The following is a 23,987-nucleotide window of genomic DNA, read 5'->3' as shown; positions in this document are numbered from 1 at the left end:
AACTTGTTACCTAGCTAAAACGTGGACCAGCAAGCAGCCCCGGCCATATAAGCCCCCTAACTTAATCTTCCAAAATCAGGAACATCAAGTTAGGGGGCTTATATTCTGGGGCTAACCGCTTGCTGGCCCCACTCTGGTTTAGTAATTAATTATTTTAAATCTTAAATAATCGTTAGTCACTCACTTTTTAAAGGTGAGCGACAATCATTGATTATTTTTCAGGGTCAGTTGCAACTAATCCACCAGCCAAGTTACCCAGATCTGGTTTATCAGCCTTAACGATTAATTGTTCGTTAACAAACGCCATTTCACCGATGTGGCTCATTTCACGGCCGTAACCTGACAGTTTAATGCCACCAAATGGCAATTCAGGTAAGGTGGCCATAAAGTTATTAACGAATACCATTCCAGTTTCAATTTGTGACGCAACTTCGGCACCATGATCGGGATCGCCAGCAAAGACGATTCCACCAAGTCCATAAGGTGAATCATTAGCAATATCAATTGCTTCTTGTTCACTATGAACCTTATAAACACTGGCAATTGGGCCAAATAACTCAGTCTTATATGCCGGATTATCCTTATCAATGTCAGTAAGGATGGTTGGCATGAAGAATTGTCCAGGCAAATCAATTGGCTTATTGCCATAAACAACCTTTGCGCCATGAGCAATGGCATCATCAAGTTGACTTTGAAGCTTATTCTTAGCCTTCTCAGTATTCATCGGTGCCAACGTCGTTGCAGGATCCATTGGATCGCCAGGTTTTACGGCAGCAAACTTAGCCTTCAAGTTATCAACGAATTCGTCATAAACATTATCCATGACAATAAACCGTTTTGATGACGTACATACCTGCCCATCATTATATAACCGTGCTCGCCAGGCAATATCATTAACTTGGTCCATATCCGCGTCGCCCAAAACAACAAACGGATCCATACCACCAAGTTCCATAGTGTTCTTCTTTAAGTTCTTACCAGCGGCTTCTGCAACAGCTGTTCCACCACGTTCGGAACCAGTTAAAGCAACGCCTTGGATTCGGGGATCTTCGATTGCTTCAGTTACTTGATCGTAAGAAAGGAAAAGATTGGTAAGCGATCCTTTTGGTGCACCGGCTTCAGCAACAACATCGGCAAACATTTGGGCAGATGTTGGTGTATTAGCAGCATGCTTTAAAATCATCGGGTTGCCAACCATAAAGTTAGGTGCAAAAACACGCATAATCTGATAGTATGGAAAATTCCATGGCTCAACCATCATAATCACACCGGTTGAATGATGTTGAATTTCAGCATCACCGGTTGCGATGGTATCAACTTTTTCTGATTTAAGGATATCAGCACCATGATCGGCAAACCAATCGGCAATAATGGCAACCAATTCAACTTCTCCTTGAGACTCACGGTAAAGTTTCCCCATATCAACAGTACAAGCTTTTGATAATTCATCTGAATGCTCTCTCAACTTTGCAGCAACGTTATGAAGGATCTTGGCACGTTCGGCAATATCCTGCTTCTTCATCTTTTTATACAGATCATGAGCAGTTGCGATAGTGTCTTTTAATTGATCATCGGTTGCATACGGATATTCCTTAACAACTTTATTGTTATAAGGGTTAACAGTTCGATATGCCATCCAAATGGCCTCCTCTATTATCTGAATCGATATCTTCAAAACATTTCTAATGACTAACCATTGCTGGGGCCCCAGATAATGGTTATGAAAAGAACAAGTTCTTCGGCGATATCCTATCGTCAAATAAAGAATATCATTCACTGAAAACGAATACAATCATACGGCTTGTGATGTTCATCATAATCAATCTAGTCAACACTGACCGCATATTTTTGTGAAAATCGTTTACATTTCACAATGATCATTCATGCATGAATTGGGGCCTTCTGTGTATCTTTAATCATAAAGACCAGTCCCATTGCAATGATCTCTAGAATCAAAAAGGTCAAGAAAACACCGTTAAAGTTCCGATCTCCTAAAACAACGGTAGCCAAAACAATTGCTGTTGATCCCAACACTTGCCGAAAAGTAGCAATAATTGATGATCCATGTGGAATCAGGTCGTTAGAAAGTGAGTTAGCCCCTAGTGTTGTTGCCGGCATCATTGCAAAGGCATTTCCCGATTCAATAATCATGGAGCAAACAACCGCTATCCAGATATTCTTAAACCCTGAACAAATTAACAGCAGTAACCAGCCAATAATGAATAAACCAAAACCAACCATAATGACTGGCTTAAAGCCAATTCGATCAGCTAATCGACCACTTCGCCGATTTAACCATGATAATAAAGCTGCTGCCGGAACTAATGCAAGGCCGGACCACAAGGGGGTTAAGCCAAGAATTTGTTGATAATAAAGCGGCATGACAATCGTGACCGTGATTAGTGACATATATGAAAGTGATGTTAATGCAACCCCGAGATCGAAATTTAAAATTGATAAGATATCAAGATGAAGTAATGGTTGGGACATTCGTAGTTGCCGACGGACAAACAAATAAAGCAGAATTAGTGAAACAACCAGAATTCCCCAATTGACGTAACTTGTTGCTGTCATATGAGAAATTTCATTAATAAAGTACAGCAGACCAATAATTCCCAATGACATAAATACTGAGACAAAATCGAATTTTGTTGATTTTATTTTCAATGGACTCACAACAGTTTTTAATGCCAAAAGAAAAACAACTGTTAAAACAACCAAGAAGAAGCCAAAAATAGCTTGCCAATTCATGACTTGCAGTAACACCCCAGAAATAATCGGCCCCACCGCCAATGCTGAACCCATCACCAAGCCAACGGTTCCCATAACTGTTCCACGCTGACTTTGTGGTGTGATTTCCAAAATAATCGATTGATAAGAAGGAAATAGTACCCCGACACTAAATCCTTCCATTAACCGACCAACCATCATAATCGGAAAATTCGGTGCAAAAATAATGATCAAAGTCCCAATAACAAAATTAATCAACAAGCTAATATATAGTGGCTTAAAATGGAAGTTATCCATCAACCACGGTGATAACGGCATAACTACTGACATAATCAACATAAATCCAGTTGTCAGCCAAGCAACCGTGCTAGCTGGTAAATTAAAGTATTTCATAAATGTCGGGTATGCCGTCGATAGCGACGACTGACTAATCGACATTGTAAATGTTCCAAGTAGCAAAGTGGTCACAAACCACTTACGACTTTTTTCAGTTAAGGCCATTTTTAAAATCCCCTAGTTCTATATAGTATGATATATTGCTGATTTGTAAGGACTTCAAAAAATCCACATCTGGCAACAATCAGCCTCGAAAAAATTTTTGTACAAATTCCTAAAAAACAGGACCGAAAGTTAGACTTCCGATCCTGTTTTTTAAAGACACATAACTGTGTTTTAACTATCATCCAGTGCCCAACATAACATGCGCATTAAGCATTAAGGCTTAATTGAGTATTCCGGTTTCAACTCATTGAATTAGGTATAATTCAACGGTTCACATGTTCAGCCTATCTAACAACCATTACAGAAATTGGTGAATACTTAGCCATATATGCGGCCTGAGACCCAAAGTACTTACGAACACCCTTTTTTGAAAGTGAACCGACAATCAGCAAATCCGCCTTAACTGCTGGAATAATTTCCTTAACGATAACTTCGCCAGGATCACCTTCCTCAATAACCGTATCTACCTTTTTAACGCCGGCTCGAAGTGCCAAATCACGGTACTGTTTAATATGTTCAGCTAATTCTGAACGTTCACCATGGACATAGTCCTTACTAAGTGCTTGATAAACATTCATTTCTTCATGTTCAAGAATTGAACAAATCACAAGCGATGCGCCCGACAAACGCGCTTCAGAAATCGCATATCGAAATGCTAACTGGGCATCAGGTGAATCATCAACACCCACTAAAATTCGATGAAATTTTGTATGTGGCGAATTATCATTGTCCATTTGATATATCCCTCCTGTGAACTTCAAATTTAATCACTAATCTTCTTTGCTTTCATCATAGTGCTCTTCCGTAGATTCAAAACGCTTTGGCATTTTGTTTCTGCTTTGATATAAATCAAAAATCGTCCAAATAAGAAGTGCAACAATTGCAGCGATAAGAACATAAGCAATCGTATGAGCTAATGATACCGTACTTGCAGAAGGATTGGCACCAAAGAAACTAGTAATGTTGTCTGGAAGACCTTTCATGTTCAAGAAGGTCAGAGCAAGAACCGAAACCCATCCAAGAACTTTAACCCACATTGTGTTCTTGAATCGATCACCCATTTCCTTAGCATTATCAGTCATCATCAATAATGGCAACATTGAGAATGGTAAAGCGAAGGCTAAGAAGACCTGCGAGTTATTCATTAACGTATTTAACGCCTCATGTTGCTGAATTGGTGATTGTTTGCTTGTCATTGCAACACAGATCAGAACAGGAATAACTGAAATCAATCGGGTAACCAAACGACGAAGCCATAATGGCATCTTCATGTGAATGAAGCCTTCCATGATAACTTGTCCGGTTAAGGTACCGGTAATCGTTGAATTTTGACCTGAGGCTAACAGAGCAACGGCAAACAATACCGAAAGAACCCCTGATTTAGCAACGGCAATCAAAACGCCGTTACTTAACATGGAAGAATTTGACAAAGCTTGGAACAAACCAAAGAACGAGGGATCCTTAACAGCACCTGTCTTAAATACGGCAACACCCATAATCAATAAGAGTGAGTTAACCACAAAGGCAAACGATAGTTGGATGTTTGAATCCCAAGTTGAGAACCGAACTGTACGAGCAACGTCATCTTGATCACTATGATCAACTTTTCGAGTTTGTGAAACAGCGGAGTGCAGGTACAAGTTATGAGGCATAACAGTCGCACCAATAATTCCCAAAGCACCGGTTAATGGTGTATCACCATTAACACGATCAGTCCCTGAAAAGGTTTGACCAGTTGGAATCAATCCCTTGAAGATCGCACCAAAATCAGGCCCTGATAAAGCAACTTCATAAACGAAGACAAATAAAATAACTAAGATCAAACAAACAACAATTGCTTCAATTTTTCTAAAACCAACTTTAGTCAATAATAGCAAAAGCAAAACATCAAACACGGTGATAAACACAGCGTAGACCAATGGAATATGGAATAGCAAATATAGTGCAATCGCGGCACCAATAACTTCCGCGATATCAGTTGCCATGATGGCCAACTCAGTTAGAATCCACAGAACAATCCCTAAAGTTTTACTTGTTCGTGCTCGAATTGCTTGTGCCAGATCCATTTGACTCACAATGCCCAGTTTAGCCGCCATGTACTGTAATAACATTGCAATTAAACTCGACATTAAGATAACCGACATCAGTAGGTATTCAAAATTTTGACCACCGGTGATTGATGTTGACCAATTTCCTGGATCCATGTATCCCACAGCAACTAATGCACCAGGCCCCGAATACATAAATAATGTTCTCCAAAAGCCCTTACCTTTTGGGACAGTGATTGACCCATTAATTTCTTCCAAAGAAGGACCATTTGCATAATGAATCAAATGTTGTTTCTTTGGACGTTTATCTTTTACCATTTTTCACTAGTACCTCCTCTTAAATCCATATCCAATGTTACCATAATTTATTCCTAAGTAAATATGATTTTAGGCAACCCTAAACTTAGTCTTGGAAAACGCAAAAACAAGTTTTGTGATACGTCAACAATGAAAGCGGTTATTATATTAGCAGAATTTTTTTAAACTTTTTTCTTATTTTTAGTCAATATTTCGAATTAGATTGATTTTTTTCAAAAATTCGTCAATCACTTTTAAATCATCTTTTGAAAATTCATCTGTGAATTCGATTAATTGCTGATCCATTTTTTGATGATAATGGTTATGGATATCATTAATTTTTAACCCATTATCTGTTAATTCCACATACGTATCCTTTTTATTCGTTGGGCGATGTTTCTTTAGAATCAATGAATCATCAGAGAGTTTATTAATAATTTTTGAGACTGCTCCCTGAGTCAATGGAACATGATTAGCAATATCAGAAATCCGAATATTCGTTGCTGTACCAATGATCTGTAAAATATGTAAATCATTAATGTTCAACTTATCGGTAATCATTTCAGACTTCAAATCAGCATTTTTAATTCTTCCCAGAATCTGCTCGTCAACATCATGACTGCGAAATGTCTCTAATTCATCTTTAATTGCATCTACTAAAACTTTTTTCTTCATTTTATTCATTCCTCGGAATATTTATTGACAATTTTTAGTTGCCTGCTATACTCATTATATTCCATGGAATATAAAATTAAAAGAGCAAAGCCATTTTACAAGAAAGAAGAATCTTGCTTATGAAAACTATCCTTATTTTTGACCATCCTTATACGCTTGCTGCCAGCCACAACCAACCTCATTTTCGAAGTTATAGTGCGGCTGTTGCACAAAAGGTCATTGATCACCTCCATCAGAAAAATATTAACGTTGATATCATCGATCTCCACCAAGACAAGTTTGATCCCGTCATGCATGCCGAAGATTTGAATAATTGGCGAACCAAAAGATCCCTCAATTCCCAAGTTGATCACTATTTTAATCAACTTCTCCAAGCAGACCAGATCATTTTTGTTTTCCCAATCTGGTGGGAATTAATGCCAGCCATGACTAAAGGATTTATTGACAAAGTCCTCAGTAAAAACCGCTTGCAGTCCTCAAATCCAAGGGTTGTTCTTCCCAAAAATCCTAAGATTACAATTCTAACGATTGCTGGAACCCCAACCTTTCTTTACAAAGTAAAGTATGGTAATCCGGTTCTCAAAGCACTTTACCGCGGCACTTTTAAAAAAATCGGCCTAAAAAATGTTCACTGGCATAATTTCAACGCCGAGGACGAATCTGCTAACAAACGCACAGCTGATTTGGAACACATCAGTAAATTTCTTTAACATTTTCGCCCTTCAAAGATTAGTTACGAGAAAAAAGCCACTTTTCTACTAAAAAAGTTATAATTTAGGCAGACTATTTTTTTTGTGGGGGGAAGTCAATTTGAATTTAACCAAACGCATTAACCAAATCGGCTTAACCATCATTGCTGAAATAATCGCGAGCCTGCTGATTGTCAGCCTAGTCAGCGCCAATCAATCAAATTCTAAAATTAACGGTACTGAGATTAAACTTTCGGGAACAGCCAATACCTTTGACCTCGGTGGCATTCAAACTAAAGATAATCGGTATATCAAACAGAACCGACTCATCCGATCCGATGCCCTTAGCGCCCTTTCCAGCCATGATAAGTGGCGGTTAACTCAACAGCATCACCTAATCGTTGACCTTGATTTCAGATCAGCCGGCGAGGCACACCAGCAACCGGATAAGAAAATTCCTCATGTCACTTACCACCGCCTTAGTGTCATGCCCGACCCCAACTTTGGTGTCCATACTCAACGACAATATGCTAACCAGTTAGCTTTAAAACACCCCAATAACATGACGCTTTTTTACCAGAAAATGGTTACCAATGAACACAGCATCAAGGCCTATCAGGCAATGTTTAAACGCCTGCTGCAGCAAAATCACGGTGCCGTTCTTTACCACTGTACTTACGGGAAAGATCGGACCGGCATTGCAACGATGTTGATTCTCTCAAGTTTGGGTGTTAGAAAAACCACTATCATGAAAAACTATCTCCAATCAAATCAAGCATTAAAGAAGACAACCCATAAAGAAATCATTGCGATGAAAAAAGTGACTCATAACAGAAATGTTTTGGCGAACCTCAAAAGATCCAGAACCGCCCGCCGTTCGTACCTGACTGCGGCCTATACGGCAATTGATCAAAAGTATGGATCTATCAAACATTATTTAAAGATAAAAATGAGACTAACCAAAACGGACATCCAGAAGCTTAGGCGATTGTATTTAACAAAGTAAAACGATGAGGTAAACGGCTGGGTTAGCTCTCAAAATACAAAGAAAGCATCTCATTATTCCTTGCTATGGAATAATGAGATGCTTTCTTTGCTATGGTCATAAAACCACCTGTTAGACTATGGCTTCAATCTATAATGCTTGCGGTCCAAAAAGCCGGATAGGATGATATTTTTCTCAACCGTTCATTTCCCGTTGGAATTGCTGAATATCATCAGATAAAAAATCATTTTCAACCAGGTGAGGTACCTACAAAGCTTTAATTTTTCGACGTTTGTTCAATCTTTGCCAATCGCAACTGGCAATGTGGCCTATACACCATATCCGATAGCCACAGTTGCTTCCCACTTAATCATTACGTTCTATTTTTAAACTCACTATGTGGCTTCCTATTTGTATCCAATCTATATTTGGAATAAATTTGGTTAATCTTGTCAATCAACTTCGTATTATGATTGAATTTAGCAAAAGCATAAGCATCGTTTAATGCCTCACGAATCATTTTAAAGTCAGTCTTTTGAGCAATCAAGTTCAAGGCCAATTGATACTGAGCCCGTGCAACATAAAAAGTAACGTGTTGCTTCGAACTCACCTCGATTAAAGCCCTTAGCAACGCATCACTGGTCACTAAATCCTGCTGTGCAGCATAAAAATGGCCTGTATAAAATAACATCGTCAAGACCTTCCACGTCGTGTCAATATCAGCATACGATGCCTTCTTTAATCGTTCAGGCATTTTCGAAAAATAAAAGGCCGCTTTATCGACGTTTCCCGCATGTTCATAAGAAATCCCCATACCAACATATGCCAATTGAGAATAAATGGTACTATGGCTTTCATCATACCCATTCAAAATTTGGTCAAAACAAAAAATAGCTTCATCAATGTTTGCGTCACTTAAAGCCAATAAATAGCCCTTGATAAATAAATATTCCATTTTTGTATGATCAATTTCCATTTTATCAATTGAAATTGCCTGTAAGATCTGTTGTGCTTCATCGTATTCAGTCGTAATTAAATCGAATTCTGCTTTTCGCAAATCTTCACGAACTTGTGCATCCCCCTCAGCAGCGCTTGGAAAGATATCACTTAAGGATATGCCTAATCGTTGACATAGTTGTGTTAAAATTTTGGTTGAAATCATTTTGCCGTTATTCTCAAATTTACTAATCGTTGCCTGAGTACAAATTCCCTTGGCAAGCTCGCTTTGAGAATATCCTAATTTTTTTCTTCGCTGAACAAACTTTTCAATATTCATTGTCTGAGCTCCTTCGCACTTGACCAGTTTTTCAAATTCGAATACTCGTTATGTGCTCATTATAGCAAATTTCTATATATAAAAATATATTAACATTTGGAATAGTTTAAGCTTGTCACAATTGCCCAAAAGAAAGGTTGGGACAATAGTCATTTTGCCCAGCCTCTGTTAGTGTATACACGATTGTTGCCAAGCAAAAACGCGGGATAAAAGGCAACTTCCGGCCGTGTAACCGAATTATCCAACTATTCCGTTCAGAATATTCAGATAATCCGACTACACTCCAGTAGTTAAGCGCCTTTTATTCCGCTCTGTTTAGCCCTACACCTATATTTTGTCACATGATAAACCAGTAGTTCAAAATGACCAATACTCGTCACAATTTTTTAATCAAAATTAAGCATATCTTATAATTTTCGATCGGGGTTCAGCACGTTATTGGGATCAAACGTCAATTTAACTTTCTTCTGTAAAGCCACCAAGTTCTGACCCAACTGTGGTAATACCCACTTCTCTTTCAAATCGCCAATACCATGTTCCGCGGAAATTGTCCCGCCAATTGATTGAACATATTTAAAGATTTGATTAATCGCGTCATTAACATCATCAGGCGTCTGGTCCAACTCCTTTGACACCGCAAAGTTTGGGTGAAAATTACCATCACCTGCATGACCACCCAAAAACGCCGTCACGTTGGATGAAAACTTTAGATTTTCAACGAACTCTGCTAAATCAGGTAATTTTGAGAGTGGCACAGCTACGTCTTCAACAATTAATCGCCCGTATGCTGCTTCGGCTTGATAGTAGTCTTGACGAATTTTGATGATTTTCTTAGCATAATCAGGATCATCAGTAACATTAACTCTTAACGCCCCTGAACTCTTTAAGATCTTTTTAAGCGCATCCAAAGCCCCGGCCGGTGCAACATCCAGTTGGAAAATCAATAGCGATTCAGCTCCGCCCTGACCAAGATCTGAATGTTCCAAACGATCCAATGCTTCAATCGAAGTCTTATTAAGGGCCTCCATCATTGAAGGATACAAACCACTTCCGGAAATATTCTGAACCCCTACACTTAGCTGCTTCATGTTGGCAAACGTTGCAAGGCCGGTTACGGGATTGCCAAATGGAACTGGCAGTAATTTAACAGTCGCTTCGACAATAATCCCCAGCGTTCCCTCTGAACCGACAAACAAGTCGGTTAAATCATATGGCGCGTTGTTCTTGAATGTTTTACCACCTGTCTCAACGACCGTGCCATCAGCCAAAACAACTTTCAAACCAATTACTGACTGTTTTGTCGTGCCGTACTTTAGTGAACTCATGCCACCAGCGTTAGTCGCGATATTGCCGCCAACTGAACTAATTGGCTTTGAACCAGGATCAGGTGAAAAGAAATACCCTTGTTTTCGAGCTTCATTATCCAAATCAGAATTAATTACGCCTGCTTGAACCACGGCATATTGATTAGGAATATTGATTTCCAAAATTTTATTCAGCTGATTCAAGTCAATAATCAATCCATCTTTTTCAGCTGCTGACCCATTCACAATTGAAGTTGCTGCAGCCCGCGCAGTCACTGGAATTCGATGCGCGTTAGCAAACCTGACAGCTGCTTGAACATCGGCAGTGCTTTGAGCTTCAACAACTGCCAACGGCTGATTGACAGCCTCAATTGCTTCAGTGTATTTATCGCCACTAAATTTTTGAACCTCTTGTGCGTCGGTAATAATCCGACCATCTGGAATTGTTAATTCGTCAATAACTGTTGCCATTTCTTATCTCGTCCTTTCGTAAATAAAAAGTCCCTTATCAAACTATTTACAGTTTGATAAAGGACGACGTTGCCGTGGTACCACCTTACTGAATGCATTTGCACCCACTCATTGTGTGATAACGCGCAGCTCGCGAAGTTAATGATTATTTTTATTAATTATCCATAAAGACCATATTCGCTAAATTCCCCATTGCATCTTTCAGCCACCCAATGCTTCTCTGAAATAGGAAAAACAGCTACTCATCTTTATTTAATATAATTTTATTATGAATATTTCATGAAAAAATGTCAAATACTTCTATGACTCTTTTTTGGATAAATGTCTTTATTCATAGCAATTTCCCTAGGAGTTATAGGAAAAGTCCAGATTTTAAAAACCGTTTATGAAAAAAGTCGTTGACAAATTAAAAAATGTTGAGTATAGTTTGGACAACAAATTACGGAGGTGTCGTTTATGACCTATTTTATGTCTAATGCAATCAATAGCTGTTGTCGAACAACGCGTTTTTGGCGATGTTCGGCCTGTTAGCATTGACATTTTTTAAGGGATAACGACCTAAAAAATTCAATGCCCATTCAGGGCTTGAATTGACCAAGGGCGCGAGAATTCATTACGAATTTTCGCGCCCTTTTTCTATCTAAAATTTAGCAATGACCAAAGAGAGGAAAAAAATCATGATAATCAAATCTGTCTCACAATTAATTGGTGATACACCGTTAATCGACTTACAAATTAACGTTCCCAACCATAGCCATATTTATGCCAAGCTTGAGATGTTTAATCCCGGCGGTAGCATTAAAGATCGGCTTGGCCAGTATTTAATCCAAGATGGTTTTAACCGCGGCAAAATTAATGATCAAACGACCATTATTGAACCAACCGCTGGTAATACCGGGATCGGTGTTGCGCTAGCAGCCCAGCAGTATCATTTAAAAACTATTTTAGTCGTTCCAGAGAAATTTAGTTACGAGAAACAAACCCTGATGAAGGCGCTCGGTGCCCAATTAATCAACACACCATCCGCCGAAGGAATTAAAGGCGCCATTAAAAAAGCTCGTGAAGTTGAAGCGAATACGCCAAACAGTTTTGTCCCAATGCAATTTGAGAACCCCGCCAATCCAGCCACCTACTATCACACATTGGCACCAGAGTTGCTTGCAGATCTTGACAGACCAATCGATGCCTTTGTTGCTGGTGCCGGTAGCGGTGGCACATTTGCCGGCATTGCAAAGTATCTTAAGGAACATCATTCACAGACGCAAACAATTGTTGTTGAACCAGAGGGATCAATCCTAAATGGTGGTCCCGCCCATTCACATCGGACAGAAGGCATTGGCGTCGAATTTGTACCACCATTTTTTAAAAACGTCGAAATTGACCAAACATTAACGATTTCAGATGACGATGCTTTCAAACAAGTTCGTCAAATGGCTGAAAACCAGGGTCTATTTATCGGCAGTTCCAGTGGTGCGGCTTTAGCAGCCAGCTTAAAGATCGCGAAAGAATTGCCTGAGAACAGTACCATTGTGACAGTTTTTCCCGATAGTAGCGAGCGTTACATGAGTGAGCACATTTATAGTCCGAACGAACAATCTACAGAAATGGTTTCCCGTTAGCAAGCAACTTACCACAAAAATCACCTGCTTCTCAATTCAAATACAACAATAAAAATAGCGAGGTAACTGATATGGAATTTGATACTAAATTATTACACGGTGGCATTAGTGAAGACAAAGTAACCGGAGCCACTTCAATCCCGATTTACATGGCATCAACCTTTCACCAACAAAAAATTGGTCAAAACAAGTATGAATATTCACGTTCTGGTAACCCCACCCGTGAAGCTGTTGAAAAATTAATTGCCGATCTTGAAGGCGGCGTGGCCGGATTTGCCTTCGCTTCTGGATCAGCTGCTATCGACACCGTTTTTTCCCTGTTCTCTGCCGGCGATCATTTTGTGGTTGGCAACGACGTCTATGGTGGTACTTTCCGTCTGATTGATGCCGTCTTAAAACGATTTGGCATGACATTTACAGTTGTTGATACCCGTGATCTCAATGCAGTTGAAGCAGCCATTACACCAGCAACCAAAGCTATTTATTTGGAGACGCCAACCAATCCACTGCTGCGGGTCACAGATATCAAAGCGGTTGCGGACATTGCTAAAGCGCACAACATCCTCAGTATCATTGATAACACCTTTGCTTCTCCCTATGTCCAACGGCCCCTTGAATTTGGTGTCGACATTGTTTTACACAGTGCATCCAAGTACTTGGGAGGCCATAGCGATGTCATCGCCGGTTTAGTCGTAACAAAAGATGCTGAATTAGCCGAAAAAGTTGGCTATTTGCAAAACGCCATCGGTGGTATCTTGGCCCCTCAAGAAAGTTGGCTGCTTCAACGAGGGATGAAGACCCTCTCACTACGAATGCGAGCCCATTTAGCAAATGCCGAAGCCATCTTTCACTACTTAGCCAATCAACCGCTGGTCAGTAAAATTTACTTCCCAGGTGATCCGGAGAATCCGGATTATGACGTTGCCAGAAAACAAATGAATGGGTTTGGTGCTATGATCTCATTTGAATTACAACCAGGACTCGATCCCAAAGCCTTCGTCGAAGAACTCCAGGTCATCACATTAGCGGAAAGCCTTGGGGCTCTTGAAAGTCTCATTGAGATTCCAGCATTAATGACCCACGGCTCAATTCCTCGCGATATCCGTTTAAAAAATGGCATTCAGGACGAGTTAATTCGCCTTTCAGTTGGCGTTGAAGATCAAAAAGATTTATTAACCGATTTGGAACGTGGATTCCAGAACCTGCAAGGGAGCAAAAATAATGTTTCAAACAGCACGGTCCATTCTGAAGCGTGATCCGGCAGCCCATAGTCTAATCGAAATTCTATTGACATATCCTGGTATCCACGCCCTGTTCTGGTATCGAATTGCCCACTTTTTAGCTGACCGACATCATTACACCTTGGCAAGTTTGATCAGCCAATTCAGTACCCGGCGAACCGGAATTGCAATTGCACCGGAAGCCAAAATTGGCAAACGAGTCTTTATCGATCATGGTATTGGCGTCGTTATTGGTGCCACAGCGGTCATTGAAGACGACGTCACGATTTTACACGGCGTGACCCTTGGCGCTCGACGACCGGTTAACGGCCGCCGGCATCCCCACATCAAACGTGGTGCTTTTATTGGTGCAAATGCCCAACTTCTAGGTACCATTACTGTCGGTGAGGCCAGCAGGATCGGCGCTGGTGCGGTCGTGTTGTCAGACGTTCCGGCGAATGCAACCGCAGTGGGAAATCCTGCCAAAATCATTAATAAAGCAGTTCCCAAAATTATCAATGTCACCTTCAATCAGCAGTCTAAATAGTTGATTAAAACCCCCATATAATCGGTATTTTCATCACAACTACCGATTTATATGGGGGTTTTCATTGATGATGCTTAATGATTAACTGACAACAACTCCCAACATTGCCATTAGTTGGCCGGCCTGCCACACATTAATCTTTAACCCTTTAATGTTTTCCGGCGTAATGATTAACGTTTCAAACTTAGCTTTCGACAAATCAACACCCTTTAATTTCGTATCAAGAAAATCAATTTCGTTGATTTGGCTGCCGTCAAATTCTAACGTTTTTTTGACAGTGACAGCTTGAAAGCTGGTTTCATTTAGATTTGAATTAACAAAGCGACTATTTTCAATTTTGGTTTCACTAAAATTTGCATACTGTAGGTTGGAATCTTCAATTCGAGAATTCTTAATCCGGGTTCCAATTGAAAAATCAGCACCCATTAATTGCGAATTAATAAATTGGCAGTGAGCAAAATAGCTTTCGTGAAATGTGGTATTCAATAAGTTAACACCTTTAAATGTCACATACCCCCAATCACCACGATCAAAGTTGGTCTGGTCAAATTGACAATGGTCAAATACCACATCATTAATCCGAATCAGTTCATTAGAAACCGTCATATGGCAATTCACATAACTATTTTCGGGTTCGACGTCATCCAAGCTGAGCGTCTGGTCATTAATCGTTGTCATTTACCTATCTCCTATCTGCCAAATCGACGGCGCTTTCTTATTGCCACAATATTCTTCAAACTAAATTCCATCATGAAAATAGCGACCACAATCAAAGCCCCACCAATTAACAGGTTGCTTGTTAGCGGATCAAATCCCATTAAAACCGAAAAGAGACTTCCAAACAGTGATTCTGTCATCAAGATCAGGCCAGAAGAGGTTGAATCCGTGAACTTTTGGCCGACTACCTGCATTGTTTGAGCACCAAATGACGCAAATACCGCTAAAATCAGGACCGGCCAAATTGAAACGGACCAGTTAATACTTGAATAATCACCCCGTTCAAAGATAAGTGACCATATTAGACTGGCAACTCCTTGAACAATTCCCAACATAAAAGCAACTGTGAATGGATTAGATTCAGCTGCTTTACTGCTAAAATAAACAATTTGGGCAGCAAAGACAAATGCGCTCAGCAATGTCAACGTATCACCAATCTTGAAATTAAATCCGGTCTGAATTGTGTTTGTTAAAAACAAGGTGCCAACAAAACAAATTGCAATGGCTAAATAACTTTTACCAGCCGGTCGTTGGTGCAAGAAAAGCCAAACAATAAACGGGATCATGACCACGTACGTTGCCGTTAAAAATGCGCTCTTACTGGGCGTTGTGTAATTTAGACCAATGGTTTGAATTTGGTAACCAAGGAAATTAATAATTCCGGCGATCAATCCAATCCGGAAATCATCCCGGGTCATTTGCCGAATGATTCGGTGGAAAAAGACGAATATTAAAAGGGCATAAATGAACCCCCGAATGGCATTCATCATCCCCGCTGTCATATGTCCTTCATAAGCCTGTTTAATAAATGTATAGGTTGTTCCCCAAATCATGGCGGTGAGCAGCAGCATGATATTAGCCTGCCATCTAGCTAGTTTCATTTTTTAAAGCCCCTCTTCATTAAATTTTGCAAAATAAAAGCCAGCAACCTGCTTGGGTTACCAGCTTTCTTTTTGATCCGATATCGTGTTTGAAAGCCATCTTCAATGATAGCATAACCATGTCACATTTAAACGCGATGCCGATAAACCATCTTGCTAACGAAGACGTAAATGACAGCAGCAATCAGCATTGAAATAAAGGTTGCTCCCACGCTGTCAGCTAATACAGGAACACGTTTAATCAATGCATAGGCGATGACCGCAATCAACCAAGAGCCGATCGCAACCCAGTTAATCCCACCGGTATACCAATACTTACCTGTCCGTGAGGCAAAATGATCGATCCGATAGTCCTGTTTGGCAACCAAATAAAAGTCGACAAGAAAAATTGCGATTTCCGGCCCCAAGAACATTCCGATGCCGTCCAAAAAAGCGGTAAAAACATCCAAGAACGTCGCATAAAAGATTGGAATAAAGGTAACGAAGACCGCCACAACCGTTACCGATACGATACTCACCGTTAAAGAAAGTCGTTTGGTCATGTTAGTCAACGCAGAACCGGCCGACATGAGATTAACCGCGTTGGCCGTTGTACTTGTAATAATAATGACCAGCATGGCTAACACACCAAGGCCCAGTTTACTGGCAATCGTTGAAGGATCCGAGTTATTCGCATCAAAATGATTCAACGTAATCGCCGTAGCAATCGTTGAAATGACTCCGATCATCGCAAACCAAATCAAACCCAAGTTTGCGCCAAAAAACGGTGCCCAAGTTGAGCTGGTTTTCTTTTTAGCAAAGCGGGTAAAATCACTTGTCGCTGTCACCCATGCTAAATTAAAGGCTGCCAAGACATCAACGGCCTGGCCCGGACTCATTTTTAAATTAACCGGTGGCCGCCAGGAAATAATTTCTGAGAGCGAAACATGCTGAAAAACAACGATCGATTCCCAAATAACCAAAATAAAAACTAAAACAATCCCAACCCGTTCAATAATTTGAACCGACCGCTCACCCATTGAGATACTTAATAAATGAAGAATGCTCATCACGATAATCCCTAAGATCAACCCTTTAAGGCCACCTGGTTTGCCATAAACCGGCCACCCTAAAACATCATGAAGAATGTAACTAATTGACGTTGCGGCAATGAAAGTATTCACGGCTGCCCAGCCAATGAATTGAACAACATTAATGAGGGATGGCAAGAAACTCCCCTTCAATCCAAATGAGGCCCGGGTTAACGCCATTGCCGGTAAGCCGGTTTGATAACCCATATATCCAGATAATGCCAATAAAATATAGGTCACCACACCAACAATAATTAGGGTCGTTGAAGCTGTCGCAAATCCACAGGCCGCAATAACCCCACCAACATACCAAGTCCCGTTGTTCGCATTGGCGCCAACCCAAGTCGCAAACATATCCCAGTATGATTGGTGTCGATGGTCTTTTGGAATTGATTCAACCCTGCCAAAACTTTTATCCGCCATTCGTTTTTCTCCTTACTGTTTAGTCATCAAAATTTTTCGCAAAAAATGCCCTTCACTCAACGCGAGTAAAGGGCACATTTACCCAGACTATCACTGGGAACAGAACAATGTTCATTAATGGCTTCCTTAACAGACTCGCTGGACTATTTAAAGGACATAAATTTACTTGTCATTATACGGGAGATGGCGCCAAATTGCAATTTGAGTTGAATTTCAAGAATGATTATTTTGTTATCGGACAACTGGTAGCATTGTTTACCCGATTGCGATTTCTACCAACAGTGACATAAAGAACAACTTTTTGATGGCACCTCATATCCTGATTAAAACCACCATCCATTTAAAAAATATGTCACAAAAAAAGCGCCCGAGAAGGCGCTTTTTAGAATCACTTAATTGCTTAATCAGTTAAATTTTTGATTTATTGAGCCAAGTAGCCACCATCAACAACAAACTCTGCACCGGTTGCAAACTTCGATTCATTAGATGCCAAGTAAACGCACATCCAAGCAATATCATCTGGCTCACCAATATGGCCCATTGGTGTCTTGGTTCGTTTCGACATTTCTTTTTCAGCATCCAAGTCTTGAACCAATGGTGTCTTGATGTAGCCTGGATGAACAGTGTTTACTCGAACATCATAGTCCTTCAGAGCACAATCCAAAGCAGCTGATTTGGACATAATCCGAACGGCACCTTTAGAAGCATTGTAAGCACCCAAGTTAGGATCACCAACAAAGCCTTCAATTGATGACATATTAATAATTGATGCGCCCAACCCTTTATTCTTCATCCGCTGGATACCTAAACGGGTTCCAAAGAAGACAGCGTCAAGGTTTACAGCCAGTAATTTACGCCATTCCTCAGTCGTTGTGTTTTCAACACTCTTACCAATTGCCATCCCAGCATTATTGACTAATGTCGTTACTGGGCCAAATAGCTTCTCTGTTTCATCCCAAAGATCAACCCAACTTTGTTCCTGTGTTGCATCACATTTAACAAAACGAACTTGATCTGGCGTACCAATTTCTTTAGCAGATTTTTCACCAACATCGGCATGACGACCGGTAATAACCACTTTAGCGCCTTCATCAACGAACCGACGTGCGATTCCTAAACCAATTCCTAAAGTACCACCGGTAACAATTGCAACTTTACCCTTTAAACGATCTGTCATAATAATAACCCGCTTTCTATATATAAATTAATAATTCCTTCTACATGTGAATTGTATCACTTATTCCATTTTATGAAAAGGCTTTCGTTTTTTAAATGAGCATGTGTTCAACCCCTACCAGCGCTAAAGGATCGTGAATAATCGAATTATTTCCACCATTTAATTTTTGATTTTATTTGATAATCGTTTTGCTTTTATTTATCACAACAGACTGTTGTTAATGATTCGCCGCCATCCGTTTATGCATTCCATAACAGGGGATGGGAAATCAGTATGAATATTCAATATGCGACAATCGGAAATAAGAATCAGTTTAACTATCATGAACAACCACAAAAATAATCATTTAACTACCAGTAAACTAATTCCAAATCAAATTGAGCAAATTAAAACCAAAGCTGCTACAAATTCACTTATTCATTCTTATTTCCAAGCACTGCCAATTATCACAGCTGTCCAATTATTAAAGTTAGCAGACCAGTATCCCAAAAATTGATAATTATTTTGAAACTCTCAACGGCCTATTTCCTGTTATGCCAGCAAATAAGATCATTTATGCCATCGACTCTATAGATGGTTTCAACATAACAGTTGACAAATATTAAAAAGTCGACTACTATTATCATCAAATTTTAATGCTAATCCGATTAGGGAAAAGCTCTGAAGAGAAGAGTAACTGATTTAACAAGATTCAAAGAGAATCCGGTTGGTGAAAAAGGATATCTTAACAATCAGCGAATATGAACTCTGAATAGTGCAATTAAGTTAACGCTTGGTTGTCGGCTGTGACCGTTAACTCACAGGGTATCAATTATGAGAATTTGGAATAATTGGCACTTTCAGAGGTATTGCTTGCGAGAGTAATACGAATTCAGGGTGGTACAGCGAAGCATTCGCCCCTCCGTCAGATTATTTCTGATGTGTGGGGACGAATGCTTTTTTATTTGCTGAACCGCTCTAAGGGATTTTATTATTCAGCAGTGACTGTTAAGATAGTAACTGTAATTAATAAATTTTAAGGAGATATGATATCTTATGGCAAAAGTTGAAAGTTTTACATTAGATCACACAAAGGTAAAGGCACCTTACGTTCGTCTCATCACTGAAGAAACTGGAAAAAAGGGCGACGTCATTTCTAATTACGACTTACGACTTGTTCAACCAAACACCAATGCCATTCCTACTGCAGGGTTGCATACGATTGAACATCTCTTAGCCGGATTACTTAGAGATCGCCTTGACGGGGTTATCGATTGCTCACCATTTGGCTGCCGAACCGGTTTTCATTTAATTACTTGGGGTGAACACAGCACCACTGAAGTCGCAAAGGCTTTGAAGGGGTCACTCGAGGCAATTGCCAACGACATCGAATGGAAAGACGTTCAAGGGACTGACAAGTATAGTTGCGGTAATTACCGTGACCATTCATTGTTCTCTGCTAAAGAGTGGAGTAAAGAAATCTTGTCACAAGGGATCTCTGATCAACCTTTCGAACGCCACGTTATCTAGTTTCTGAAATGATCCATTAATACTGCTTTTTATGGACGCTACAATCTGACAAAGATTGCAGCGTCTTTTTCTTTAACCTTTCCCAAATGATTAGCGAAAATCAGACATTCTCATTAACAATTGCGCACTTAAATCAAGGAGGATTTAACAACTATGACAACAACAATTATTGGGTTCCCACGCATTGGCCATCACCGTGAATTAAAATTTGCCACTGAACATTATTGGAAAAATAAAATTAACCAGGAAGAATTACAACAAACAGCTTACGAAATCAGAAAAAATCACTGGCAGGCTCAAAAAGATGCCGGCATTGATCTAATTCCAGTAGGTGACTTTTCATTCTTTGATGGTGTTTTGGACACTGCCAACCTATTAAACATTATCCCTTCCCGTTATAAAGATCTTCACTTATCCGAATTGGACGAATACTTTGCTCAAGCCCGGGGCTATCAAAATGGTTCTGAAACCGTGAAGGCTCTCCCAATGAAAAAGTGGTTTAACACCAACTATCACTACATTGTTCCTGAATTTTCAAAAGAAACTAACGTTAAATTAGTTGGCAATAAATTGTTTAATGAAATTAACGAAGCCCTTGAACAAGGGATCAATGCCAAGGCTGTTGTTATCGGTCCTTACACCCTTTTGAAGCTAAGTCGGTTTATTGAAGACACCAAGCCCCGAGATTATGTTGAGGCGTTGGTTGAAGCTTACAAACAAATTATTGACCGCTTGAGTCAAAAGGGCGTTAAGTGGCTTCAAATCGATGAACCCGCTTTAAGTTTCGACGTTGACTCTGTTGAAAAACAACTCTTTGACGACTTATATGACGGCATTCTTGCCGAGAAACGATCAACGAAGATTCTTTTGCAAAACTATTTTGGCGACATTCGTGATATTTATAATGATGTCACTTCAAAGAACTTCGATGGCATCGGTTTGGATTTCGTTGAAGGCAAGTACAACAATGAGCTGTTAAAACAAAATGGGTTCCCGGATGATAAAATTCTATTCGCTGGAGTTGTAAACGGCAAAAATATTTGGCGTAATCATTATGAAAATACCATTAACTTTTTAAACCAGCTCAACACCAAAGCCCCGATTGTATTAAATAGTTCTACATCCCTTCTGCATGTCCCATACACTGCAGAAGACGAGACAAAGCTGCCTGGCGATGTGAAACAGCATCTTGCTTTTGCCTTACAAAAACTGGATGAGATTAAAGAACTCGATAATATTTATCATGATGAAGCGGATGGTAAAATTGCTTTAACGAAAAACGACAACCTGTTTCAAAGCGTCAAACATCCAGTCAATCCAGTTGTTCATCAACGAATTGCCAGTTTAAGTCAGGCTGATTATACCCGTTTGCCAGAACGCAGCGAACGTGAAAAAATTCAGAAGAAAGAATTCAATTTACCAGTTTTACCAACAACAACAATTGGCTCATTCCCACAAACTAAAGATGTTCGTCAAAATCGTTCAAAACTTCGCAAGGGTGAAATTACCCGTGAACAGTACGACAAATTTAACGAAGATAAGATTGTTCGTATCCTCAGAAAGCAAGAGGAAATCGGTTTGGATGTCCTTGTTCACGGTGAATATGAACGAAACGACATGGTTGAATACTTCGGTGAAAAGCTTGACGGTTTCGTCTTTACGCAAAACGGTTGGGTTCAATCATACGGTACCCGAGGGGTTAAACCACCAATCATCTGGGGCGATATCTCACGAACCGCACCAATCACCGTAAAAGCTTCTGTCTTTGCGAAAAACCACACTGATAAATTAATCAAAGGCATGCTGACCGGTCCGGTTACGATTTTTAACTGGTCATTCCCACGTGAGGATGTTTCACCTAAAGAATCAGTCACCCAGATTGCTTTAGCCCTTCAAGATGAAGTCCTTGATCTTGAAAAACACGATATCAAAATTATCCAAATCGATGAACCGGCTTTGCGAGAAAACTTACCGTTGCGTAAATCCAACTGGTATTCTGAATACCTCGACTGGGCAGTTCCAGCCTTCCGGTTAGTCCACAGTAAGGTTCAAGCAAGCACCCAGATTCATACTCATATGTGCTACAGTGAATTTGGCGATATCATCAAGGCGATTGATGCACTGGATGCCGACGTCATTTCATTTGAAGCTTCCCGTGCCGACTTTACCTTAATTGATCAACTTGTTGCTGCAAACTTCCAGACTGAAGTTGGCCCCGGTGTTTACGATATTCACTCACCACGAATTCCATCTGAAAAAGAAGTCGAGGACTTGATTAAACAACTCGTTCATAAACTACCAATCGACAAGATTTGGATTAATCCGGATTGTGGCTTAAAGACGCGAACTGAAGAAGAATCCTTTAAGAGTCTACAAAATATTGTTGATGCAACGAAGAAAGTTAGAAGTGAGATAAATGAGCCTAACAGCGTTATTTAAAAATAAAACTGTCTTTTCCCTGGAAGTCTTCCCGCCTAAGAAAGACTCGCCCAAAGAAGCAATTTTACCAACCCTTCAACAGCTCCAATCAATTAATCCGGATTTTATCTCGGTTACATTAGGGGCTGGTGGATCTGACCACTATACCGGTACCGTTCAGATTGCTGATTTAATTCAAAACCAGCTGAACATCCCGGCAGTCGCCCACGTCCCCGGATTGTACCAAACCCGCGAACAGGTTTTAAACCTACTGGATAATCTCTCAGAAATTAATGTTAAAAACATTTTAGCCCTTCGCGGTGATAAAATTCCCGGAAAACAACCAGTTGGTGACTTTAATCACGCCAATGATCTGGTAGCCTTTGTTCATCAAAATCGACCAGACTTTAGCATTGCCAGTGCTTGTTACCCAAATTGTCACGCTGAGGCCACTGGGTTTGTTGATGATATTGCCCATTTAAGAACCAAAGTCGATGCTGGCGCCGATCACCTGATTAGTCAACTATTTTTCGATAATCAAGCTTTTTATGATTTCCAGGAAAAGGCTGAAATTGCCGGGATTCACGTCCCAATCGAAGCCGGCATCATGCCTTGTACCAACAAGAAACAAATTGAACGAATTACTCAAATTACAGGGGTTCCACTACCTAAAAAGTTCAGTGCTATTTTAGATCGTTATCAGAACAGTAAGGAAGCAATGCGGGATGCCGGAATTGCGTTCGCTGTTGATCAAATTATCGATCTTGTTTCTGAAGGCGTTGACGGAATTCACCTTTATACCATGAATCATGCCGACATTGCCGAACGAATCTGGAATGCGACTAAATCAGTATTTGATGCTGCTAATGCAAGAACCCGGACAACTATAAAGCACCGCTCTTAAAAAACAGAGTGGGCCAGCAAGCGGTTAGCCCCCAGAATATAAGCCTCCTAACTTGATATTCCTGATATTGGAATATTAAGTTAGGAGGCTTATATGGCCGGGGGCTGCTTGCTGGTCCACGTTTTAACTAAATAAAAAGTTCAACAAGATATTCCGAGTTTGAATATTGAGATAATTCGGTGACACGGCTGGAAGTTGCCCTTTGGCGCACATTTCCACTCGGTAATAATCGTGATTACACAAATAGGGACTGGATAAAATTACTTTTATCCAGCCTCTTTTTTGCGCCCTCAACATTGCAACGAAATAACCGATAGTCATACGGCTTACCACCGGTCATGCCAAATACACTGCGAAAATTAAAAATAGTAATGCAATGATACCTAAAATAATAGCCATTGCCCGGTTATTCTCACGACTTCTAAAAGCGTAATACCCCAGGAAAATTGCAAACAATAACGAAATCAGCATGATCCAAAATCCCATTTGACATCCCCCTCATTTCAATTACGCGACTTATTCCAAC

At 40.1% G+C, this 23,987-nt stretch carries 20 protein-coding genes and 1 other annotated feature; of the genes, 8 read left to right on the top strand and 12 right to left on the bottom strand.

Annotation, left to right across the window (positions count from 1 at the left end):
• Nucleotides 1-211: 211 nt before the first annotated feature.
• The 5 genes from FC85_RS08965 to FC85_RS08945 all read right to left on the bottom strand — a co-directional run bounded on the left by FC85_RS08965 (nt 212) and on the right by FC85_RS08945 (nt 6,251).
• Nucleotides 212-1,636 (bottom strand): NAD-dependent succinate-semialdehyde dehydrogenase, encoded by a 1,425-nt coding sequence (locus FC85_RS08965; protein ID WP_057865188.1) that lies wholly within the window; start codon nt 1,634-1,636, stop codon nt 212-214.
• 245 nt (nt 1,637-1,881) lie between these two features.
• Nucleotides 1,882-3,231, bottom strand: coding sequence for an MFS transporter (locus tag FC85_RS08960; RefSeq protein ID WP_057865187.1), 1,350 nt, complete (start codon nt 3,229-3,231; stop codon nt 1,882-1,884).
• A 284-nt stretch (nt 3,232-3,515) separates the two neighbouring features.
• Complete coding sequence (locus tag FC85_RS08955) at nt 3,516-3,965, bottom strand: universal stress protein (RefSeq protein ID WP_057865186.1); 450 nt, start codon at nt 3,963-3,965, stop codon at nt 3,516-3,518.
• Nucleotides 3,966-4,001: 36 nt separating this feature from the next.
• The gene (locus FC85_RS08950; protein WP_057865185.1) at nt 4,002-5,597 is read right to left on the bottom strand and encodes an Nramp family divalent metal transporter; all 1,596 of its coding nucleotides are present in this window, start codon (nt 5,595-5,597) and stop codon (nt 4,002-4,004) included.
• A 180-nt stretch (nt 5,598-5,777) separates the two neighbouring features.
• On the bottom strand, nt 5,778-6,251 hold the full coding sequence (locus FC85_RS08945) for a MarR family transcriptional regulator (RefSeq protein WP_057865184.1): 474 nt from the start codon (nt 6,249-6,251) through the stop codon (nt 5,778-5,780).
• Between the two features lie 119 nt (nt 6,252-6,370).
• Between FC85_RS08945 and FC85_RS08940 the strand changes: the two genes are divergently transcribed.
• Both FC85_RS08940 and FC85_RS08935 read left to right on the top strand, forming a co-directional pair.
• Entirely contained in the window at nt 6,371-6,961 is a 591-nt protein-coding gene (locus FC85_RS08940) for an NAD(P)H-dependent oxidoreductase (RefSeq protein ID WP_057865183.1), read from the top strand.
• Between the two features lie 100 nt (nt 6,962-7,061).
• Nucleotides 7,062-7,946, top strand: a complete 885-nt coding sequence (locus tag FC85_RS08935; protein ID WP_147008524.1) for a tyrosine-protein phosphatase — start codon at nt 7,062-7,064, stop codon at nt 7,944-7,946.
• Between the two features lie 352 nt (nt 7,947-8,298).
• Here the strand turns inward: FC85_RS08935 and FC85_RS08930 are convergent, their stop codons facing one another.
• Nucleotides 8,299-9,201, bottom strand: coding sequence for a helix-turn-helix domain-containing protein (locus FC85_RS08930; RefSeq protein WP_057865182.1), 903 nt, complete (start codon nt 9,199-9,201; stop codon nt 8,299-8,301).
• A 407-nt stretch (nt 9,202-9,608) separates the two neighbouring features.
• On the bottom strand, nt 9,609-10,976 hold the full coding sequence (locus FC85_RS08925) for an FAD-binding oxidoreductase (RefSeq protein WP_057865181.1): 1,368 nt from the start codon (nt 10,974-10,976) through the stop codon (nt 9,609-9,611).
• Nucleotides 10,977-11,032: 56 nt separating this feature from the next.
• Nucleotides 11,033-11,241 (bottom strand) — a binding site (T-box leader).
• A 412-nt stretch (nt 11,242-11,653) separates the two neighbouring features.
• On the opposite strand from FC85_RS08925, the gene FC85_RS08920 reads away from it, so the two are divergent.
• From FC85_RS08920 to epsC, 3 genes are all read left to right on the top strand, one after another.
• On the top strand, nt 11,654-12,595 hold the full coding sequence (locus FC85_RS08920) for a PLP-dependent cysteine synthase family protein (RefSeq protein WP_057865180.1): 942 nt from the start codon (nt 11,654-11,656) through the stop codon (nt 12,593-12,595).
• Nucleotides 12,596-12,666: 71 nt separating this feature from the next.
• Nucleotides 12,667-13,851: a trans-sulfuration enzyme family protein gene (locus FC85_RS08915; protein ID WP_057865179.1), complete on the top strand. Its 1,185-nt coding sequence runs from the start codon at nt 12,667-12,669 to the stop codon at nt 13,849-13,851.
• Entirely contained in the window at nt 13,817-14,362 is a 546-nt protein-coding gene (epsC, locus tag FC85_RS08910) for a serine O-acetyltransferase EpsC (RefSeq protein WP_057865178.1), read from the top strand. Before FC85_RS08915 ends, epsC begins: the two co-directional genes overlap by 35 nt.
• An 81-nt stretch (nt 14,363-14,443) precedes the next feature.
• Here the strand turns inward: epsC and FC85_RS08905 are convergent, their stop codons facing one another.
• The 4 genes from FC85_RS08905 to FC85_RS08885 form a co-directional block, all read right to left on the bottom strand.
• A complete protein-coding gene (locus tag FC85_RS08905) occupies nt 14,444-15,040 on the bottom strand; it encodes a pentapeptide repeat-containing protein (protein WP_057865177.1) in 597 nt (198 codons plus the stop codon).
• A gap of 11 nt (nt 15,041-15,051) precedes the next feature.
• Nucleotides 15,052-15,960, bottom strand: coding sequence for a DMT family transporter (locus FC85_RS08900; RefSeq protein ID WP_057865176.1), 909 nt, complete (start codon nt 15,958-15,960; stop codon nt 15,052-15,054).
• Between the two features lie 128 nt (nt 15,961-16,088).
• Nucleotides 16,089-17,453 carry a cytosine permease gene (locus FC85_RS08895; protein ID WP_057865175.1) on the bottom strand — a complete coding sequence of 455 codons (1,365 nt, stop codon included), beginning with the start codon at nt 17,451-17,453 and terminating at the stop codon, nt 16,089-16,091.
• 421 nt (nt 17,454-17,874) lie between these two features.
• Nucleotides 17,875-18,630 (bottom strand): NADP-dependent (R)-specific alcohol dehydrogenase, encoded by a 756-nt coding sequence (locus tag FC85_RS08885; RefSeq protein WP_057865173.1) that lies wholly within the window; start codon nt 18,628-18,630, stop codon nt 17,875-17,877.
• 1,035 nt (nt 18,631-19,665) lie between these two features.
• Between FC85_RS08885 and FC85_RS08875 the strand changes: the two genes are divergently transcribed.
• From FC85_RS08875 to metF, 3 genes are all read left to right on the top strand, one after another.
• Nucleotides 19,666-20,139: an S-ribosylhomocysteine lyase gene (locus tag FC85_RS08875; RefSeq protein WP_003625268.1), complete on the top strand. Its 474-nt coding sequence runs from the start codon at nt 19,666-19,668 to the stop codon at nt 20,137-20,139.
• 153 nt (nt 20,140-20,292) lie between these two features.
• Nucleotides 20,293-22,578: a 5-methyltetrahydropteroyltriglutamate--homocysteine S-methyltransferase gene (gene metE / locus FC85_RS08870; RefSeq protein WP_057865171.1), complete on the top strand. Its 2,286-nt coding sequence runs from the start codon at nt 20,293-20,295 to the stop codon at nt 22,576-22,578.
• Complete coding sequence (metF, locus tag FC85_RS08865) at nt 22,556-23,461, top strand: methylenetetrahydrofolate reductase [NAD(P)H] (protein WP_083485067.1); 906 nt, start codon at nt 22,556-22,558, stop codon at nt 23,459-23,461. Before metE ends, metF begins: the two co-directional genes overlap by 23 nt.
• Nucleotides 23,462-23,797: 336 nt before the next feature.
• On the opposite strand, the gene FC85_RS15730 is transcribed toward metF, so the two are convergent.
• Complete coding sequence (locus FC85_RS15730) at nt 23,798-23,947, bottom strand: hypothetical protein (RefSeq protein WP_157051285.1); 150 nt, start codon at nt 23,945-23,947, stop codon at nt 23,798-23,800.
• Nucleotides 23,948-23,987 lie beyond the last annotated feature (40 nt).

Source organism: Lentilactobacillus diolivorans DSM 14421 (assembly GCF_001434255.1).
GTDB classification, from domain to species: Bacteria; Bacillota; Bacilli; order Lactobacillales; family Lactobacillaceae; genus Lentilactobacillus; species Lentilactobacillus diolivorans.
The sequence above is the reverse complement of the archived record's forward strand: the minus strand, read 5'-3'. Positions and strand labels throughout refer to the sequence as shown.